Below are 19,274 nucleotides of genomic sequence, written 5' to 3' on the forward strand. Positions count from 1 at the left end.
CTCAGCCGCCCGACCGCTCCTGCTCGTAGCGCTTGGTCATGGTGTCGACGGCATCGAGCTGGCTCTGTGCGTGCTCCTCCCGCGTGGAGCTGGCCCGGTCCTTCGCGGCCAGGGTGCCCGCGGCCTGTCCCTGGAACTCGGGCATGACGTGCTGGGCGATCAGCTCGTAGGAGCGCTTCGTCGCGGTCGGGTCGGCCCACTCGTGGCCGAGCAGCAGGAACGCGCCGAACCCTCCCGACTGGTCGACGAGCTTGCGCACCTGGGCCTTCGCGTCCTCGACGGTGCCGATCGCGCCGATCCCGGCGTCGTTGATGAAGTCGATCATCTCCTTGACGTCACCGCCCGCCACCGCCATCTGCGGGAACGCCGCGACCTTCTGGAAGTACCGGAACCAGTGCTCGATGCCGTACTCGACCTCGCGGTAGGCCTGCTCCCGGGTCTCGGCGACGTGCATCAGCCCGACCAGGCGCCACTTGCTGCGGTCCGGTGTCGGCTGCCCGTGGTGGGCGGCGCGCTCCTCGACGACGCCCCAGTGGTGGGCGAGCGCGTCGAAGCCGTCCTGGGTGAGGGTGGCACCGATCGACAGCAGCCCGACCCCGTGCTGTCCGGCCATCCGCGGCCCGGTCGGCGAGGCCACCGCGGCGACCGTGATGTCGAAGCACGGGTCGGAGTAGGGCGCCAGCTGCAGCTGGGCGTCGACGAGGGTGTGGGTGCGGGTCCGGGCGGTGACGGTCTCCCCGCGCAGCAGCCGCATGATGATGTCGAGGTTCACCTCGAGCAGCTCGCGCGTGTCGGTGGGGTTCAGGCCGATCATGGCCGAGTCGGTCGGCAGCGAGCCGGGGCCGCAGCCGAGCATCGCCCGCCCGCGGGTGAGGTGGTCGAGCAGCACCATGCGGTCGGCCACCCACAACGGGTTGTGGTAGGCGATCGAGGTGACGCCGGTGCCCAGCCGGATGTGCCGGGTCCGCTCCGCGGCGGCCGCGATGAAGATCTCGGGGGACGCGATGATCTCCGAACCCGCGGAGTGGTGCTCCCCGATCCAGGCCTCGTCGTAGCCGAGCCGGTCGAGGTGCTCCACCAGCTCGAGATCGCGCTGCAACGCGAGTGTGGGGTTCTGCCCGGGCTGGTGGAACGGGGCCAGGAAGGTGCCGAATCGCAGTCTGCTCACGGTGACTCCTCGTCGCTCCGGCGCCCACTCCGTCGAGGACGCCGTCACGACAGTCCTTACCTGCCGTGACGGGCGTCACGCAAGCGTTGCACGAGGGTGGCAGACCGGGTGAACGGCCGGTGTACGGACGTCCGTGACGACCCGATAGGTTCCGCGATCATGGGACACCGCGAGGAGCTTCTGGACGGGGCCGCGCAGTGCCTCTATGAGAAGGGGTTCGGCCGCACGACCGCACGGGACGTGGTGGCCGCGTCCGGGACGAACCTGGCCTCCATCGGGTACCACTTCGGCTCCAAGGACGCCCTGCTCACCGAGGCCCTGCTGCGGGCGACGACGGCCTGGGGCGAGGAGCTCGACCGGGCGCTCGCCGAGCCCGCGGGCGGGCCCACCGACCCGCAGCGACGGGTCGAGGAGACCTGGAGCCGGGTGGTCGGCCTGTTCTCCACCCAGCGACGTCTGTGGGCCACCCACGTCGAGGCGCTCGCCCATGCCGAGCGGCTGCCCGAGCTGCGCGCGAAGCTCGCCGAGGCCCAGCGGGAGATCCGCGAGGGCCTGGCCCTCACCTTCCACACGCTGCCCGACGACCCGGCCGCCGCGGACCGCCGCGTGCACGTGCTCGGCTCCGTCTACCAGGCGCTGCTCACCGGGCTCATGGTCCAGTGGATGGTCGACCCCGACACCGCGCCGTCCGGTGTGGACATCGCCGAGGGGCTGCGCGCCATCGCGGACCGGGCCGATGCCTTCGCCTGATCCCCCGGCGGTCAGTGCCAGGGCTCGACCCGGCCGATGATCGTCCCGCCACGGACAGCACCGGGCTCGGCCACCCGCACGGTGAACGTCCCCAGCGCGAGGAAGCGCAGGGTGACGGTGCCCCCGGCGCTGACGTCGACGGCGCGGCCCTGCTCCGGGACCAGCACCCGCCGCGCGACGTCGCTGCCGACGGTGAGCACCACCGTCGTACCCCGTCTCACCCGCACGGTCGGGACCGCGGTCACCGGCCGTGCCTCCCAGTGGTCGAAGCGGACCGGGGTCAGGCCGTGGGAGTCGGCGGACGCGGTGACGGTCGGCCCGGCCGCGACGGTGCCCGTCGTCGGTCCGACGGCACCGCAGCCCGCGGCGGCCAGGGAGAGCACGAGCATCCCGGCGAGCAGCAGCCGGGCCGGTCTCCGCATGCCTCCATGCTGCCGGATGCGCGGCCGCCGACCCCGCCCGGTGCACCCGTTCGTGGCATTCGGCACGATCGGGTCGTGAGCCAGCACCCGATCGCCCCCGTTCCCCCGACGCTCTTCGACGACGAGCGCGAGCAGCGCTGGCGGTCCCGGTTCACCGCGGCGCGCATGTCCCGGCCCGGCTGGGCCCGCGACGCACCGTCGCGTTCGGTCTACGTGTCCAACGCGTCCGGCACCTTCGAGATCCACGCCTGGGACCGCGACACCGGCGAGCACCGCCGGGTCACCGACCGGCGCAACGGCACCACCTCCGCGGTACTCCCCCCGGACGGCGCACAGGTCTGGTGGTTCGCCGACACCGACGGCGACGAGTTCGGCCACTGGGTCGCCCAGCCGTGGACCGCCGGTGCGGGGGCGGACACCGTCCCCGCCGTCCCCGGTGCCGGCGACGGTTACCCGGCCGGTCTGGAGATCGGCCGCCGGATCACCGCGATCGGCGTGTCCACCGACGACGGCACCGTCCTGTCGGTGCACGAGCGCGGCTCCGGGGTGGACGCCCGTGAGGTCTACCGGCACACCGAGGACGCGGGCGTCGGCGCGCTGTCCGAGGACGAGACGCTGCTCGCGATCTCACACTCCGAGCACGGCGACTCCCGGCACCCGTCGCTGCGGGTGCTCGACGTCGCCACCGGCGAGACCGTCGCCGACCTGCACGACGGACCCGGCCGCGGTCTCGCAGCGCTGGAGTTCTCCCCGGTCGCGGGCGACCAGCGGCTGCTCGTCGGCCACGAACGCCGCGGCCGCGACGAGCTGCTCGTCTGGGACCCGACCACCGGCGAGGTCACCGAGCTCGCGGTCGACCTGCCCGGCGAGCTCGTCGGCGGCTTCGTCCCGGACGCCTCGGCACTGCTCGTCGCGCACACCCACGCCGCCAGGACCCGGCTGTTCCGCTACGCCCTGGACTCCGGCGAGCTGACCGAGCTTCCGACCGCGCCCGGCTGCGTCGGGTCCGCCGAGGTCCGCGACGACGGCACCGTGGAGTACTCGGCGTCGTCGGCGGCCACCCCGTCGCAGATCCGGGCGCTGCGCCCGGACGGCACCGACGACGTCCTGATCGCCCCGCACGGGGAGCGCCCGCCCGGCTCGGTCGCCGTGCGCGACGTGTGGACCGAGGGCCCCGGCGGCGCCGTGCACAGCCTCGTCGCCGAGGCGCCGCGCACCGACGACGGCCCGGCGCCCGCGGTGTTCGTGCTGCACGGCGGCCCGCACGCCGCCGACGAGGACCGTTTCGACGCCGGTCGGGCCACCTGGGTCGAGGCGGGGTTCACCGTCGTCGAGGTCAACTACCGCGGCTCCACCGGCTACGGCTCGGCGTGGCGCGACGCGATCGAGGGCCGCCCCGGGCTGACCGAGCTGGCCGACGTCGCCGCGGTGCAGGACGCGCTGGTCGCCGACGGCACCGTCGACCCGGCCCGCTGCGTCGTCGACGGCTGGTCCTGGGGCGGGTACCTGTCGCTGCTCGCGGCGGGCACCCAGCCGCAGCGGTGGGCCGCGGCCGTCGCCGGGGTGCCGGTGGCCGACTACGTCGCCGCCTACGCCGACGAGATGGAGCAGCTGCGTGCGTTCGACCGGGCGTTGTTCGGCGGCTCCCCCGACGAGCTGCCCGACCTCTACCGGGAGGCCTCGCCGCTGACCTACGTCGACGAGGTCCGGGTGCCGGTCCTGGTGCTGGCCGGGGAGAACGACCCGCGCTGCCCGATCCGCCAGATCGACAACTACCTGGACGCGCTGGCCGCGCGCGGGGACGTGCCCTACGAGGTCAGCCGGTTCGACGCCGGGCACGGCTCGCTGGTGGTGTCCGACCAGCTGGACCTGATCGCGACCGAGGTCGACTTCGTGCGCCGCGCCCTGGGCTGACTCACCGGGGCGCGTCGCCGAGCAGGCCCAGCACGTTCTCCGGCGGCCTGCCCACGACGGCCCGGTCGCCGTCGATCACCACGGGCCGCTCGATCAGCTTCGGCTCGGCGGCCAGCGCGTCGAGCAGGGTGTCCCGGTCGGCCCCGGCGAGACCCTGTTCGCGGAACGCCGGCTCGCCGGTGCGGGTGATCGCGAACGGGTCCTCGGTGCCCAGCGCGGCCAGCGCCCGTTCGAGCTCGGCGCGGGTCGGCGGGTCGTCGAGGTAGCGGCGCACCGTCGGCTCGGCACCGTGCTCGGTCAGCAACGCGAGGGCGGCGCGGCTCTTCGAGCAGCGCGGGTTGTGCCAGATCTCCACGGCCCGAGCCTAGGACGCACGACGGCCCCGGGAATGTCCCCGGGGCCGTCGGTCGGTGCGCGGACCGGTCAGCCGCCGTTGCGGACGGCCTGCTCGATCCGGTCGCCGATGTTCTTGTCCACGTTGCGCCAGTACTCGAAGGCACGCTGCAGGACCGGCTCGGTCACGCCGTCGAGCAGGTGCCCGGCGACGTTGCCGACGAACCGTTCGCGGGCGGCGTCGTCGAAGACCTCGCGGACCATGATCCCCGCCTGGCCCCAGTCGTCGTCGGACTCGCGCAGCGTGTACGCGCTGCGGACCATGTCGCCGTCGGCGTACCAGAGGGCCTCGGAGACCCGCTTCGGGTCGGCCGCCGGGCCGCCGTAGGAGTTCGGCGCGTAGATCGGGTCACGGGTGTTCGTGATCCGCATCGCGCCGTCCTTCTGGTAGTTGTTCACCTCGCTGCGCGGCGCGTTGACCGGGATCTGCTTGTAGTTGACCCCGAGGCGGGCGCGGTGGGCGTCGGCGTAGGAGAACCCGCGGGCGAGCAGCATCTTGTCCGGCGACAGTCCGGTTCCCGGCACCAGGTTGTTCGGCTCGAACGCGGCCTGCTCGATCTCGGCGTGGTAGTCCTCGACGTTCTGGTCCAGCGTCAGCTTCCCGACCTTGATCAGCGGGTAGTCGCTGTGCGGCCACACCTTGGTCAGGTCGAACGGGTTGTAGCGGTAGGTCTTCGCGTCGGCGAACGGCATGACCTGCACGTACAGCGTCCACGACGGGTGGTTGCCCGCCTCGATCTCGTTGTAGAGGTCGGCCTGGTGGTAGTCGGGGTCCGAGCCCGCGAGGGTGTCGGCCTCGTCCTGGGTGAGGCACTCCACGCCCTGGTCGGACTTGAAGTGGTACTTCACCCAGACCATCTCGCCGGCGTCGTTGATCCAACTGTAGGTGTGGCTGGAGTAGCCGTTCATCTGCCGCCAGGACTTCGGGATGCCCCGGTCGCCCATCAGCCAGGTGACCTGGTGCGCCGACTCCGGCGACAGCGTCCAGAAGTCCCACTGCATGTCGTGGTCGCGCAGGTTGTTCGCCACGCGCCGCTTCTGGCTGCGGATGAAGTGCTGGAACTTCATCGGGTCGCGGACGAAGAAGACCGGCGTGTTGTTGCCGACCATGTCCCAGTTGCCCTCGGTGGTCCACAGTTTGAGCGAGAACCCGCGCGGGTCACGCCAGGTGTCGGGGCTGCCGCGCTCACCCGCGACGGTGGAGAACCGGATGATCCCCCGGGACTCGACGCCGGGCTGCAGGAACGCGGCCTTGGTGTACTGCGAGACGTCCTCGGTGGTCTCGAACTTCGCGAAGGCTCCGCCGCCCTTGGCGTGGGGCTGACGCTCCGGGATGCGCTCCCGGTTGAAGTTCGCCATCTGCTCGATGAGGTAGTGGTCGTTGAGCAGGAGCGGGCCGTCGGGGCCGATGGTCAGCGAGTGCTCGTCGCTGGCGACCGGGCTGCCGGAGTCCGTGGTGGTGGGCTTGGGCTGGTGCGACGTAGTCACGGCCGAGCCTCCTCGTACGCGTGGTGGGTGGGGCGGGCGGATGGCCCGCCGGTGCGACCGAGACGCTCCCGCGGCTGCGCGGCCGCGTCGCGGTCGGCGGTGTTCGGTACCCACTGAGCCTTTTTCAACCTGCCGTTCCGGCAGCTCAGGGGCCTGGTTGTGTGGGTGCAGACGCCGAGCTAGCGAGCCGGTGACCTGTGCAGCTGTGGTCAGAGCAGTTGCGCTGCAACCTTCGCGATCTCCTGACGCAGAAGCTCGCTGGTCAGGTTGAAAAAGGCTCACTGACTTCCCGTGCGGCCCAGGTCGAAACCCGGAACCGGTTCGCGACGACGCCGGGGCGCGGGTCAGGATGGGGTCGTGCACGACACCGCCGCCACCGCACCGCGTACCGGCCTCGGCGCGTTCGCCGACGTGCTGCGCCTGCCCGGGGTCGGCGCGATCACCGCGATCGGCATGGCCGCCCGCATCCCCGCGACGGCCGTCGGCGTCACCCTGACCCTGCACACCGTCACCACCCTGGGCCACGGCTTCGGCGCCGCCGGTCTCGTCGCCGCCGCGGTCCCGACCGGGATGGCGATCGGCGCCCCACTGCTCGGGACGGTGGTCGACCGCTACGGTCTGCGCCCGGTCCTGGCCCTCACGATGACCGCGGGCCTGCTGTTCTGGTCGGTCGCGCCGTTGCTCGGCTACGCCGGTCTGCTCGGCGCGGCCTTCGTCGCCGGTGTCCTGACCCTCCCGGTGTTCTCCCTGGTCCGGCAGGTCATCGCGGCCGCCGTCCCGCCCGGACGGCGACGCCCCGCGTTCGCGCTGGACTCGATGACCGTCGAGATCTCCTACTTGGCCGGGCCCGCCGTCGGGTCGCTGCTGACGGTGTGGCTGGGCTCGGCGGCGACGATGCGCGTGATCGGCGCCGGGTTCGTCCTGGCCGGGATCGCGCTGTGGCGGCTCGACCCTCCGGTCCGCGCCGACGGCGACGAGGCCGCCCGCTCCGGCCCCCGCCCACCGCTGCGCAGCTGGCTGACACGGCCGCTGGTCGGCGCGCTGCTGACGGTGACCGCCGCGGTGATCGCGATCATGGGCACCGAATTCGCGTTCATCGCCGCCCTCACCTCCGCCGGGCAGGCGTGGGCGATCGCGCTGGTCAACGTGGTGTGGTGCCTGGCGTCGCTGGTGGGCGGGTTCCTCTACGGCAGTGCCCGCCGCAGTCTGCCCCTGCCGCTGCTGCTCGCCGCCCTCGGTCTGGCGACGCTCCCGGCGGCGCTGGCCTGGTCGTGGTGGAGCCTGCTGTTCCTGCTGATTCCGGCGGGCCTGGCGACCGCGCCGACGCTCGCCGCGGGCAGTGCCGCGATCGGCGATCTCGCCCCGGACCGGGTGCGCGGCCTGGTCACCGGGCTGCAGGGCTCCGCGACGACGCTCGGGATCGCGATCGCGACCCCGCTCGCGGGGCTGCTGGTCGACACCGCGTCCCCCGGCACGGCGATGCTGGTGTGCGGGTCGGTCGCGGTCGTCGCCGCCGCGGTGGCGGCGCCGCTGCTGCGCGCCCGGGCCTGACCGGCCGGGCCGCACGGCCGTCGGCGTCACCGAGATGCACCTCAGCGGGAATTGTGGATCTTCCAGGCCCGCTGGGCTGCATCTCGGTGATCCCGCTGCCGCCGAATGGTCGACGAGCGGTTGCGCAAGTCGGACACTGAGAGCGTCCACAGACGATCGGCGCAGCGCACTGCCCGGGCGCGGCGGACGGGTGTGCCACTCGGGCAGACTGGACCGAGTGAGCGCACCGCCCCGCCCCGACTCCGAGACCCAGCCCATCCCGAGTGGGCGGCCCCGTCGCCGGGGAGGTCGGGTGCGCTGGGGGTTCGCGCTGCTCCTCGGCGCCGCGGCCGCGCTCGCGACGCTGCCCGACCTCGTCGGCCTCGACGCCCACTCGCCGTTCGCGCAGGTCATCGCGTTCCGGCCGCTGATGGTCGCTGCGCTCGGTGTGCTGGTCGTGGTCGGCCTGTTGATCACTCTGGCCGCCCGCCGGTTCTGGCCGGTGCCGGTCGTCCTCGCGCTGGTGGCGCTGGTCGGCGCCGCGATGGTGCTCCCCCGCACCGTGGCGAGCCCCGCCCCCGCCGGCGGGACCCCGCTGAAGGTGCTGGCGCTCAACGTCTACGAGGGCAACGCCGACGCACGGTCCCTCGCCGCGCTCGTCGCCGAGCAGAACCCCGACGTCGTCTCGATCCCGGAGGCGGGCGGGCGCTACGAGAGCGAGATCGCCCCGCTGCTGGAGCCGCTGGGCTACCTGACCGCGTCGAGCGTCGACCGCTGGGACCGCGATGTCACCGGCAACACCGTCGCCTGGTCGGACCGGCTCGGCGACGTCCGCACCCGGGTCGGCAAGGACGTCCGCTTCGACTACATCGAGATCACCGGCGGCGGCCTGGGGGACCTGCGCTTCGTCGCGTTCCACTCCGTCGCCCCGGTGCCGCGCTCGGTCGGGCAGTGGCGCTCGGACCTGGAGACCGTCGCCAAGTGGTGCTCCGGGACGAGCCCGGCGATCGTGGCCGGGGACTTCAACGCCAGCCTCGACCACTCGGTGTTCCGCGACGCCATCAGGGGCTGCGGCGACGCCGGGTCGCAGACCGGCAACGGGCTGGCCGGGACCTGGCCGACCTGGGCACCGGCGTGGCTGGGGCCGCAGATCGACCACATCGTCTACACCGGCGGGATCAGCGCGGAGTCCTTCTCGACGCACCTGGTGCCGGGCACCGACCACCGCGCGATCGTCTCGACGCTGCGCCTGCCGTAGACCCTCCACGACCGACGGCCGCCGCCCCGGATGTCCGGGACGGCGGCCGTCGTCGAGGGTCGTCGTGGAGGAGGGGTCAGCCGGCCGCGGCGACCGTCTCCGCCACCTCGTAGGTGTTCAGCGCGGCGCCCTTGCGCAGGTTGTCCCCGCACACGAACAGCTCCAGGGTGTTCGGGAAGTCCAGCGACTGCCGGATCCGGCCGACCACGGTCGGGTCCCCGCCGACGGCGTCGGCCGGGGTCGGCCACTCACCGGCGGCCGGGTCGTCCTTCACCACGATGGTCGGCTGCGCGCCGAGCACCTTGCGGGCCGCGTCCACCGAGACCTCCGAGGAGAAGGTCGCGTGGATCGCCAGCGCGTGCGTGGTGACGACCGGGACGCGCACGCAGGTCGCGGAGACCTTGAGCTCCGGGATCCCGAGGATCTTGCGGGACTCGTTGCGGACCTTCAGCTCCTCCGACGACCAGCCGTCCTCCTTGAGCGAGCCCGCCCACGGCACGACGTTGAGCGCCAGCGGGGCGGGGAACGGCGAGCCGTCCCCGACCGGGACGCCGGCCTCGGTGAGCACCGCGGCGACGTCGCCGGAGACCTTGCCGGCGTCCTTGCCCGCCAGCGCGGAGATCTCGGCCTGCAGCTGGTCGATGCCGGGCTGACCGGCGCCCGACGCCGCCTGGTACGACGACACCACCAGCGCCTCGAGACCGAACTCGCGGTGCAGCGCACCCATCGCCGCCATCATCGACAGCGTCGTGCAGTTCGGGTTGGCGATGATGCCCTTGGGGCGCTCGGTCACCTTCTCCGGGTTGACCTCGGGCACCACGAGCGGGACCTCGGGGTCCATCCGGAACGCACCGGAGTTGTCGACGGCGATCGCGCCGCGGGAGGCGGCGATCGGCGCCCACTCGGCGGAGACCTCGTCCGGCACGTCGAACATCGCGATGTCGACGCCGTCGAAGACCTCGGGCGCGAGCTCCAGGACGGTGATGTCCTGGCCGCGGACCGTCAGCACCTTGCCGGCGCTGCGCGCGGACGCGATCAGCCGGATCTCGCCCCACGGCACCGACTCGCGCGCGTCGATGATCTCGATCATGGTGGTGCCGACGGCACCGGTCGCGCCGACGAGCGCCAGCACGGGCTTGTCCATGGCCATCCCGCTCACCGGCCCGTTCCGGCGGCGACCACCGCGTCGTCCTCGGCGCCGAGCTCGAACGCCACGTGCAGCGCCTGCACCGCGTCGTCGAGCTGGTCGGAGCGGCAGATCACCGAGATCCGGATCTCCGAGGTGTTCATGGTCTCGATGTTGATCCCGGCGTCCGACAGCGCCTCACAGAACTTGGCGGTGACGCCGGGGTGGTTGCGCATGCCGGCGCCGACCAGGGAGACCTTGCCGATGTCGTTGTCGTAGATCAGCTCGGCGAACCCGATCTCGGCCTTAGCGCGCTCCAGCGCCGCGACGGCGGTGTCACCGTCGGTGCGGGGCAGCGAGAAGGTGATGTCGGTCTTCTTGTCCGACACGTTGGAGATGTTCTGCAGCACCATGTCGATGTTGATCTCCGCGTCGGCGACCGTGCGGAAGATCTTCGCCGCCATCCCGGGGGTGTCCGGCACGCCGGTGACGGTGATCTTGCCCTCGGACCGGTCGTGGGCGACGCCGGTGATGATCGGATTCTCCAACGGGATCTCCTCGATCGAGCCGGAGACCAGGGTGCCCGGCTTGTCGTTGTAGGAACTGCGCACCCGCAGCGGGACGCCGTAGCGGCGGGCGTACTCGACGGCGCGCAGGTGCAGCACCTTCGCGCCGGACGCGGCCAGCTCGAGCATCTCCTCGTAGGTGACCGCCTCGAGCAGGCTGGCCTTCGAGACGATCCGCGGGTCGGCGGTGTAGACGCCGTCGACGTCGGAGTAGATCTCGCAGACGTCGGCGTTCAGCGCGGCGGCCAGCGCGACGGCGGTGGTGTCCGACCCGCCGCGGCCCAGCGTGGTGATGTCGCGGGAGTCCGCGCTCATGCCCTGGAAGCCGGCGACGAGCACGATGTGCCCCTCGTCGAGGGCCTCGCGCAGGCGCCACGGGTTCACCTCGGTGATGCGGGCGTCACCGTGCTTGGACGTGGTGAGCATCCCCGCCTGCGAGCCGGTGAACGACCGGGCCTCGGCGCCGAGGGAGTGGATCGCCATCGCGACAAGCGCGTTCGAGATGCGCTCCCCCGCGGTGAGCAGCATGTCCATCTCCCGCAGCGGCGGCTTCGGGGAGATCTGCTCGGCGAGATCGGTCAGCTCGTCGGTGGTGTCACCCATGGCGGACACGACGACGACGACATCGTGGCCCTCCTTGCGGGTGCGGACGATGCGCTCGGCGACCTTCTTGATGCGCTCCGCGTTCTCGACCGACGAACCGCCGTACTTCTGCACGACGAGGGCCACGCCGACCTCCAATCCTGACTCCGCGTGGGAGCCGTCGGGTGCACACTTCGACCGCCGTGATGCGCAGGTGACGCATCGGCGGCGCTGGTCGGAACGGAACAGTACCGGCGAGCACCGCCCGTTTTCAGGATCTGGACGGTCACCGATGACCCAGACCACACGGGCTCGCCCACGGACTGGCGCTCGGGTATGAGCCGCCCCTCACCCGACCGTCGTACGACGGCGGTGCCGACGGACCGCGTCGGTGTTGCCGCAGCGTGCGCTGCAGTAGCGCTGCCTGCCGTTGCGGGAGACGTCGGCGTAGACGCGGCTGCAGCCCTGCGCGGCGCACCGGCCGAGCCGGTCCATCCCCCGGGTCGCCAGATGGGTGGCGGTGCCGGTCGCGAGCAGGGCACGCAGCACCCCGGCCAGACCCAGGCCGTCGTCGCGGTGGTGCAGGTGCCAGTGCCCGTCGTGGTCGGTGAGCCGCGGCGGCCCGGTCGACTCGGCGAGCAGGGCGTTGAGCAGCCGTGCACGCTCCGCGCCGGGTCCGGCGTCGACGACCTCCTCCCACCGGCGCAGGAAGTCCCGCACGGCGGGCAGGTCGGACCCGACCGGCTCCCAGTCGCGGGACACCCCGGCGGCGAGGCAACGCTCCACCAGCTCCCCGGTCGACGACGGCGGCACGTTCACCAGGTCGGCCGCGAGCAGGACCGGATCCTGACCGTAAGGGTTGATATGCACTGAACCATTACAGCAGCGTGGTCGTCGTGAGCACACCCCTGGACCACGAATGGCGCACCACGTCCCGGCACCGCACCTCCGACGGCGTCGTGAGCTACCAACGCTGCCGGTGCGGGGCCTGGCGCATCCGGCTCGCCGCGCCCGGCACCGCCACCGTGGCGGCCAGTGCCGGGCGGGACCGCGCGCTCCGGCGAGCAGCGGTCCGGGGCGCGCTCACCCCAGGTCGACGATGGCGGCGACCGGCCCGCCTCCTTCGGGGCCCTGGTGTGCCGCGGACACGGACACGAACACCGCGGGGTCGCCGGTGACGGCGGCGGTGACCCCGCCGACGCAGGCCTTGATCTGGCGGTGCCAGTGCACGTCGGAGTCGTCGAGCATCGCGTTGCGCCGGCCGCGGACGGTGCCGTCCTGCGACGCCTCGCACTTGAGGAAGACGTTGACCAGGCGACCGTCCAGGTCCGAGGTGTGCGGCCGCTCCGGCAGGTCCAGGCCCGCGTCGCGGATCGCCTTCCAGATGCCGTCGGCGTCGAGCGCGTCGGTCATCACCGAGTGCCCGATCCGGTAGCGGCCGCCGACCCCGGTCGCGTTCCCGACCACGACGACCTGGGCCCGGTCCAGCTCGACGCCCGACGAGCAGGACGCCACCGCCGAGTAGAGCCCGCGGTCGTGCATGACGTCGGCGTCGGTCGGCATCTCGATCTCGCCGAGCGCCACGGCGACGCCGAGCGCGGTGCAGCCGTTGGACAGGTCCATCGACTCGTGGGTGTGCTCGGTCCACACGGTCTTCCCGCGGGACTTGGCGTCACGGATGGTGTGGATGGTCAGCAGCGGGGTCTTGGTCTGGACGTAGTGCACGTCGGCGGGGTCGGTGATGCCGGCCTTCTTCATCGCGGCCTGTACCGCGTCGGCCACCTTGGTGATCATCGGCGTGCGGCCGATGTCCTCCGGTGCCAGCTGCTCGCTCATCGCGAAGCCGACGGTCAGGCGGGGCTCGTCGGAGGGCACGACGTCCTCCGGCGGAACGGTCGCGAAGATCGTCGCGTGCGGGCTGATCACGCCGTCGGTGCCGCCGGACCAGACGATCGGGACCTCCCGGACCTGCGCGGCCGGGGCGCCCTTCTCGACCAGCACCTCGCGGAAGGCACGGTCGGCGATGATGCGGGTGTAGTCGTTGACCCCGCCGTTCCCCTCGGTCTTGCCGATGATCGCGACGACCCGGTCGGCGTGCAGGACCCCGTCGTCGATCAGCGACGCGAGCTCGCTCGCGTCGGCCACGGAGTGGATCGGGACCTTGCGCACCTCGATGGCGTCGGGCATGACGGACTCTCCTTCTCCAGCGGTCTCAGGACGGGACGACGACGGTTCCGGCGTCGCCGGTGACGGCCTCGGTGATGTGGGTGAGGTCGGTGATGACGGCGCGGGTGCCGCCGCCCTCGACGAAGCGGCAGGCCGCGTCGACCTTGGGGCCCATCGAGCCGCCGGCGAAGTGCCCGTCGGCGGCGTGGGCGCGCAGCGTCTCGACCCCGATCGTGCCGACCGGCTCGGCGGCCGGGGTCCCGAAGTGCAGCACGGCGTGCGGTACGTCGGTGCCGATGACGAGCACGTCCGCGCCGACCGTGCGGGCGAACAGCGCAGCACCGAGGTCCTTGTCGATGACGGCCTCGACGCCGCCCAGCTCGCCGCCGGGCAGCCGCACGACCGGGATCCCGCCGCCGCCGTTGCCGACGACGACGAACCCGGCGTCGACCAGGGCCCGGATCGCCGGGCCGTCGACGATCTCGAGCGGCTCGGGCGAGGCGACCATCCGGCGCCATCCCCCCTCGCCACGGTCCTGCCAGGTCTGGCCGTGTGCGACCAGGACGGCGGCCTCGGCGGCCGGGAGGTGGCGCCCGACCGGCTTCGAGGGCCGGAGCAGGCCCGGGTCGTCGGCCGCGACCCGGGTGCGGGTCACCACGGCGGCGGTGCGCCGGTCGACCCCGGCCGCCGCCAGCGCCGCGTCGAGCGCCGTGGTGAGGACGAAGCCGAGCGTCCCCTGGGTCTGCGCGCCGCACCAGTCCAGCCCGACAGGGGGGACGACGGCGGCCGCCAGCTCGTTCTTGACCAGCAGGTTCCCGACCTGCGGGCCGTTGCCGTGGGTGATGACGACGTCGTGGTCGCGGGCCAGCAGTCCGGCCACCGCCCCGGCGGCGACCCGCGCCGCGGCGATCTGGTCCTCCGGCCGCGCGCTGCCGTCGGCGGCGGTCATCGCGTTCCCGCCCAGTGCCAGCAGGACCCTCACGACGACACCCCCGGGAGCGGGGTCGCCGCCGTGCCGCTCGCCGTGCCACCGGCGACCGGGCCTGCTCGCCGGCAGGGGTCACCGACGATCATGGGTGCTCCTTCCCGAGGAGATGGGCGAGCGGGCGGGTGCCCACGGGCAGGCCGTACCGGTCGTAGTAGGCGAACATCGCGTCGAAGACCTGGCCGAGGCCGGACGGCCCGGGGACCCGCTCGGCGGTCGTGCCCGCCTCCGCCGCCAGCTCGGCGACGGTCGCGGTGCGCGTCGCGAGCTCGTAGGTGGCACCCTCGTGGCCGGGGTCGGTCAGGACGGTCGCGGCGGCCGCCCCGACCTCGGCGAGGTCGGCGAACCCGAAGACGGCGTGCACGTCGTAGGGCACCCGGAGCGGCCCGGTCAGGTCCAGGTTCTGCAGGTAGGCGCCGGGCTGCAGGACCGTCCAGCGCAGCCCGGACCGGCGGACGACGTCCTCGGCCCTGGCCTTGCCCAGGTGGTGGGGCATGTCCGGGGCGTACGGCGCGGCCACCGAGTGGTAGCCGACCCGGCCGACGCCCGCGGCACGCAGCTCGTCGAGCCAGCCCGCGACCAGCGCCGGCTCGTCCGGGTGCAGGTTCGGGGCGATCAGGTAGGCGGCGTCGGCGCCGACCGCGGCTGCGGCGACGTCGTCCGCGCGCCCCAGCGGGACGGCGGTGGCGCCCCGCGCGCGCAGCGCGGCCGCCACCGCCCGCCCGGTCTTGCCGTGGCCCCCGCAGATCACGACCCGCACGGCGACCTCAGAGCCGGTCGACGTCGGCGTGCGCGGCCCCGCCGGCCAGGGTCGCGTAGCCGGGGCCGCGGTCGAAGAACGGGTCGTCGTCGCGGGACCACACGGCGCGGCACGCGCGCTCGGCCGTGGTGGCGCCCGCGTCGAAGCCGAGGGTGCCGTCGTCGAGGTCCCCGGTCAGGACGACGCCGTAGTCGGCCAGCGCCGCCGCGGCGGACACCTTGCGCCACAGCACGTCCCGCGCGACGGCCGCCGGGTCGCGGCGCAGCGGGTCGCCCCAGCCGCCGCCCCCGGTGGTGCGGATCCGGATCACCTCACCGGCCCGGACCGGCTCGGCGTCGGCCAGCGCGTCGACCACCCGCTCGTGCGGCCCGCCCGGGTCGATCACGACCTCGAACGGCCGCCCCGCCTTCCCGCCGCCGCCCCCCCAGCAGGCCAGGATCGACCGGTCCGCGATCGACATGAAGTGCGCATCCTTGATGCATCCGGACGTGCTTCTCGTAGCCGAGGCCACCGCGGAACTCCCCGGCGCCGCCGGAGTCGGTGGCCAGCGACAGCGACTCGACCCGGAACGGGAAGCGGGCCTCGGTGAACTCGGTGGGCAGGTTCCGCGAGTCGGGGACGACGTGGATGGTGTCCTCGCCGTCGGCGTAGTAGCGGCCGCCGGAGCCACCGCCCAGCACCTCGCGCATGAGGTAGGGGCGGCCCTCGAGGTCCTCGCCGTAGACGCCTGTGTAGCGGATCGTCTCCTGGTCGGCCGGCATCCGGCCGTCGACGGCCTTGGCGACGACACCGGCGAGCACCCCGAGCAGCCGCAGGATGACGAAGGTGCGCGCATTGGTCGGCGCCGGGAACACCGGTGTCAGCAGCGTCCCGGGCGGCGGGAACCGCATCTCGATGAGCGGGACGACCCCCTCGTTGACGTCGAGCTCGGCCATCCGCTCCGGGGAGTCGGCGAGGTTGCGCAGGATCGGCGCGAGCCACTTCTTGAGGAAGACGCCGTCGGAGTAGTCGCCGCAGTGGTTGATCGGCCCCTTGGCCTGCGGGGAGGTACCGGCGAAGTCCAGGATCAGCCGCTCGCCGTCGGGGTCGTCAGGGCCGGTGCGGGTGAGCGTGATCCGCTGGGCGTGCAGGCGGGGCTCGTCGACGCCGTCGTGCTCGGCGTAGTCCTCCCAGGTCCAGGTCCCCACCGGGATCCGGCCGAGGATCTCCCGGCGGTAGGTCTCGGTGGTGCGGGAGATGATCGCGTCGAAGCAGGACTCGACGGTGTCGATGCCGTAGCGGTCGAAGAGCTCACCGAGGCGACGGGCACCCATCAGGCAGGCCGAGCACTCGGCGTCGAGGTCGGCGGCGAGCGAGTCGGGCATCCGGGAGTTGCGCGTCATGATCGCCAGGGCGGCCCGGTTCGGGACGCCCGCGTCCCACAGCCGGATCGGCGGGACCATCAGTCCCTCCTCGAACACGCTCGTGGCGTTCGAGGGCATCGAGCCGGGGACCGCCCCGCCGATGTCGTCGTGGTGGCCGAAGGCCTGCACGAACGCGACCACCCGCCGGTCCTCGGCGGGACCCGCGAACACCGGGACGGTGACGCACAGGTCGGGCAGGTGCCCGATGCCGCCCTCGGAGCGGTAGACGTCGTTGTGGAAGAAGACGTCGCCCTCGCGCATCTGGTCCAGCGGGAACTCCCGGGCGATCGGGTGCACGAGCGCGGAGTAGGAGCGGCCGGTGAGCTTGCGCAGCCTCCGGTCGTGGATGCCGGCCCGGAAGTCGTGCGCGTCGCGGATCATCGGGCTGCGGCTGGTGCGGGCGATGGCGGTCTCGACCTCGGACTCCACACTGGTCAGCGAGCCCTGCACGATCTCGACGAGGACCGGGTCGGCGCTCGCGCCGGCGTCGTCGGTGAGCGGGCCGAAGGGGAACGCCGTGGGGGCGCGACGCGAGCCGGTGTCGGCCGGGCGGTCGGTCGCCGCCGTCGTCGCTGGGGTCACTGGGGTCGCTGGGGTCGCTGGGGTCACTGGGGTCACTGGGCGGCCCTCCGGGTCACGATGATGTTCAGGCGGCTGTCGACGCGGGCGGTGAAGCCCGGGTGCAGCGGGACGGTGGAGCCGAACTCCTCGACGACGGCCGGGCCGTCGACGACCGCGCCGGGGACGAGGTCGGTCCGCCGGTACACCGGGGTGTCGAGGTAGCCCTGCGCGGCGTCGAAGCAGACCGGGCGCCGGCCCGCCGCGGCGACGACCGGGTCGGCGACGAGGTCGTGGGTGGCGATCTCCGGGCGGCGGATCGGGCCGATGCCCGAGACACGGAGGTTGACCCACTCGACCTGCTGGCCGGGGTCGCCCGCGAAGTCGTAGCCGTAGAGGGCCCGGTGCGCGGCGTGGAAGGCGTCGGCGACCGCGGCCAGGGTGTCCGGGGTGACGGGTCCGTCCGGCACCGGGACGCGCACCTCGAAAGCCTGCCCGAAGTAGCGCAGGTCGGCGGTGCGGACGAAGGCGTGCTGCGCGTCCGGGAACCCCTCCCGGTCCAGCGCGGCGGCGGCCTGCGCGGTGAGGTCGTCGACGACGCGGGAGACCTCGGCCGGGTCGAGCCCGTCGGCCAGCGCGACGTGGGTCTGCACGTAGTCGTTCTTCACGTCCACGGTGAGCAGGCCGAACGCGGACACGTTGCCGGGGTTCGGCGGGACCAGGACGGTCGGGACGCCGAGCACGTCGACGAGCCGGCACAGCAGCAGGGAGCCGGACCCGCCGAAGGTGGTGAGGGCGAAGTCGCGGACGTCGAGGCCGCGCTTGACGGTGACCTGGCGCAACGCGTTGGCCTGGTTCCAGGCGGAGATCTCCAGGACGCCGGCGGCGCAGGCCTCCGGGGTCAGGTCGAGCTCCTTGGCGAGGCGCTCGATGCCGGCGCGGGCGGCGTCGACGTCGAGCGGGATCTCCCCGCCGAGCAGGTGCGGGGGGATGCGGCCGAGGACGACGTGCGCGTCGGTGACGGTCACCTCGGTGCCGCCCCTGCCATAGCAGAGCGGACCGGGGTCGGCGCCGGCCGAGTGCGGGCCGACCTTGAGGGTGCCCTCCGGCGAGATCCAGGCGATCGAGCCACCGCCGGCGCCGACGGTCACGACGTCGATCATCGGGATCTTGGACGGGAACCGCCCGACCGTGCCCTCGGTGGTGAGCGTCGGCTCGCCCCCGATGACGACGCTGACGTCGGTGGAGGTGCCGCCGCCGTCGGAGGTGAGGACCCTGTCGTAGCCGGCCTCCTGCGCGATCAGCGCGGCGCCGAGCGCCCCGGCGGCGGGCCCGGACAGGACGGTCGTGATCGGCTGGTGGACGACCTCGTCGGCGGACAGGACGCCGCCGTTGGACTTCATGACGTAGAACGGGATCGCGCGGCCGTCGTACTCGGTGAGCCGCTCGGTGATGTTGGCGACGTAGGCCGACAGCCGCGGCTTCACCGCGGCGTCGACGAGGACCGTCGTGGCCCGCTCGAACTCGCGGTACTCGCGCAGGACCTCGCTGGACAGCGACACGACGGCGGCCGGGTGCTCCTCGGCGAGGACCTCCCGCATCCGCTGCTCGTGGGTGGGGTCGGCGTAGGCGTGGAGGAAGCAGACGCCCAGGGTGTCGACGCCGTGGTCGCGGAACCAGCGGGCGGTCGCGCGGGCCCCGGCCTCGTCGAACGGGCGGACCTCGGCGCCGGTGAAGTCGAGCCGGCCCTCCACCCCGCGGACCAGGTCGCGGGGCACGATCCGGTTCGGCTTGACCCAGAAGTAGGAGTTGCCGTAGCCGTCCGGCACCGACTGGCGGGCGATCTCCAGCATGGCCTCGTAGCCGGCGGTGGTCACGAAACCGAGCCGGCCGACCTTCCCCTCGAGCAGGAGGTTGGTGGCGACGGTCGTGCCGTGGCTGACGGCCTCGATGTCGGCGGCGGTGCGCATGCTCGTTCCGCCTGCGCTCCTCTGGGCCGCCCCCAGCAGCTCCAGGACCTTGTCGATGCCGGTGAGGAAACCGTCGGCCGGGTTGGCCGGGGTGGAGGGCGTCTTGGTCGTGACGAGCTCGCCCGACCGTTCGTCGAAGGCGACGACGTCGGTGAACGTGCCACCGGTGTCGATGCCGATCCGGATGCGCCGGGTCATCGGGGTCCTTCCTGCCTGGGGTCGGTGATGTCGATTG

Annotated in this window: 17 protein-coding genes; 4 read left to right on the plus strand and 13 right to left on the minus strand. The window is 73.1% G+C overall.

All coding sequences use genetic code 11. The features are described 5' to 3' along the window. Window position 1: 1 nt before the first annotated feature. Window positions 2-1,168: an LLM class flavin-dependent oxidoreductase gene (locus tag XF36_RS23340; protein ID WP_060713619.1), complete on the minus strand. Its 1,167-nt coding sequence runs from the start codon at window positions 1,166-1,168 to the stop codon at window positions 2-4. Between the two features lie 159 nt (window positions 1,169-1,327). Between XF36_RS23340 and XF36_RS23345 the strand changes: the two genes are divergently transcribed. Further along, entirely contained in the window at window positions 1,328-1,918 is a 591-nt protein-coding gene (locus XF36_RS23345; RefSeq protein ID WP_020623579.1) for a TetR/AcrR family transcriptional regulator, read from the plus strand. An 11-nt stretch (window positions 1,919-1,929) separates the two neighbouring features. Here the strand turns inward: XF36_RS23345 and XF36_RS23350 are convergent, their stop codons facing one another. Further along, entirely contained in the window at window positions 1,930-2,340 is a 411-nt protein-coding gene (locus XF36_RS23350; RefSeq protein ID WP_060713620.1) for a hypothetical protein, read from the minus strand. Window positions 2,341-2,415: 75 nt separating this feature from the next. Between XF36_RS23350 and XF36_RS23355 the strand changes: the two genes are divergently transcribed. Continuing rightward, the gene (locus tag XF36_RS23355; RefSeq protein WP_060713621.1) at window positions 2,416-4,254 is read left to right on the plus strand and encodes a prolyl oligopeptidase family serine peptidase; all 1,839 of its coding nucleotides are present in this window, start codon (window positions 2,416-2,418) and stop codon (window positions 4,252-4,254) included. Between the two features lies 1 nt (window position 4,255). On the opposite strand, the gene arsC is transcribed toward XF36_RS23355, so the two are convergent. Continuing rightward, on the minus strand, window positions 4,256-4,609 hold the full coding sequence (gene arsC, locus XF36_RS23360) for an arsenate reductase (glutaredoxin) (protein WP_060713622.1): 354 nt from the start codon (window positions 4,607-4,609) through the stop codon (window positions 4,256-4,258). Between the two features lie 68 nt (window positions 4,610-4,677). Beyond that, window positions 4,678-6,135, minus strand: a complete 1,458-nt coding sequence (locus tag XF36_RS23365; protein ID WP_060713623.1) for a catalase — start codon at window positions 6,133-6,135, stop codon at window positions 4,678-4,680. A gap of 357 nt (window positions 6,136-6,492) precedes the next feature. Here XF36_RS23365 and XF36_RS23370 point away from each other — a divergent pair, with 357 nt between their 5' ends. Further along, window positions 6,493-7,686, plus strand: coding sequence for an MFS transporter (locus XF36_RS23370; protein ID WP_060713624.1), 1,194 nt, complete (start codon window positions 6,493-6,495; stop codon window positions 7,684-7,686). A 292-nt stretch (window positions 7,687-7,978) separates the two neighbouring features. After that, complete coding sequence (locus tag XF36_RS23375) at window positions 7,979-8,923, plus strand: endonuclease/exonuclease/phosphatase family protein (RefSeq protein WP_060713625.1); 945 nt, start codon at window positions 7,979-7,981, stop codon at window positions 8,921-8,923. Window positions 8,924-8,999: 76 nt separating this feature from the next. Here XF36_RS23375 and XF36_RS23380 read toward each other — a convergent pair whose 3' ends face one another. The 9 genes from XF36_RS23380 to XF36_RS23415 form a co-directional block, all read right to left on the minus strand. Next, window positions 9,000-10,073, minus strand: coding sequence for an aspartate-semialdehyde dehydrogenase (locus XF36_RS23380; RefSeq protein WP_060714927.1), 1,074 nt, complete (start codon window positions 10,071-10,073; stop codon window positions 9,000-9,002). A 5-nt stretch (window positions 10,074-10,078) separates the two neighbouring features. Beyond that, window positions 10,079-11,344 carry an aspartate kinase gene (locus XF36_RS23385; protein WP_060714928.1) on the minus strand — a complete coding sequence of 422 codons (1,266 nt, stop codon included), beginning with the start codon at window positions 11,342-11,344 and terminating at the stop codon, window positions 10,079-10,081. 201 nt (window positions 11,345-11,545) lie between these two features. Then, window positions 11,546-12,067: a CGNR zinc finger domain-containing protein gene (locus XF36_RS23390; RefSeq protein ID WP_060713626.1), complete on the minus strand. Its 522-nt coding sequence runs from the start codon at window positions 12,065-12,067 to the stop codon at window positions 11,546-11,548. Window positions 12,068-12,280: 213 nt separating this feature from the next. Continuing rightward, a complete protein-coding gene (locus tag XF36_RS23395) occupies window positions 12,281-13,384 on the minus strand; it encodes a ring-opening amidohydrolase (RefSeq protein ID WP_060713627.1) in 1,104 nt (367 codons plus the stop codon). A 25-nt stretch (window positions 13,385-13,409) separates the two neighbouring features. Further along, window positions 13,410-14,345 carry a carbamate kinase gene (locus tag XF36_RS23400; protein ID WP_060713628.1) on the minus strand — a complete coding sequence of 312 codons (936 nt, stop codon included), beginning with the start codon at window positions 14,343-14,345 and terminating at the stop codon, window positions 13,410-13,412. Between the two features lie 88 nt (window positions 14,346-14,433). Beyond that, on the minus strand, window positions 14,434-15,108 hold the full coding sequence (locus tag XF36_RS23405) for an SDR family oxidoreductase (protein ID WP_060713629.1): 675 nt from the start codon (window positions 15,106-15,108) through the stop codon (window positions 14,434-14,436). Window positions 15,109-15,115: 7 nt separating this feature from the next. Further along, window positions 15,116-15,493, minus strand: coding sequence for a hypothetical protein (locus XF36_RS34515; protein ID WP_082375603.1), 378 nt, complete (start codon window positions 15,491-15,493; stop codon window positions 15,116-15,118). After that, entirely contained in the window at window positions 15,420-17,093 is a 1,674-nt protein-coding gene (locus tag XF36_RS23410) for a hydantoinase B/oxoprolinase family protein (RefSeq protein WP_414706207.1), read from the minus strand. Before XF36_RS23410 ends, XF36_RS34515 begins: the two co-directional genes overlap by 74 nt. A gap of 32 nt (window positions 17,094-17,125) precedes the next feature. After that, on the minus strand, window positions 17,126-19,237 hold the full coding sequence (locus XF36_RS23415; protein WP_060713630.1) for a hydantoinase/oxoprolinase family protein: 2,112 nt from the start codon (window positions 19,235-19,237) through the stop codon (window positions 17,126-17,128). Window positions 19,238-19,274 lie beyond the last annotated feature (37 nt).

This window comes from Pseudonocardia sp. HH130629-09 (genome assembly GCF_001294645.1).
Lineage (GTDB): Bacteria > Actinomycetota > Actinomycetes > Mycobacteriales > Pseudonocardiaceae > Pseudonocardia.

Excerpts from the sequence above, each read along its gene's own strand:
- XF36_RS23350 (WP_060713620.1), bottom strand. The coding sequence starts at position 2,340 with ATGCGGAGACCGGCCCGGCTGCTGCTCGCCGGGATGCTCGTGCTCTCC.
- XF36_RS23415 (WP_060713630.1), bottom strand. The coding sequence starts at position 19,237 with ATGACCCGGCGCATCCGGATCGGCATCGACACCGGTGGCACGTTCACC.
- XF36_RS23345 (WP_020623579.1), top strand. The coding sequence starts at position 1,328 with ATGGGACACCGCGAGGAGCTTCTGGACGGGGCCGCGCAGTGCCTCTAT.
- XF36_RS23380 (WP_060714927.1), bottom strand. The coding sequence starts at position 10,073 with ATGGCCATGGACAAGCCCGTGCTGGCGCTCGTCGGCGCGACCGGTGCC.
- XF36_RS23395 (WP_060713627.1), bottom strand. The coding sequence starts at position 13,384 with ATGCCCGACGCCATCGAGGTGCGCAAGGTCCCGATCCACTCCGTGGCC.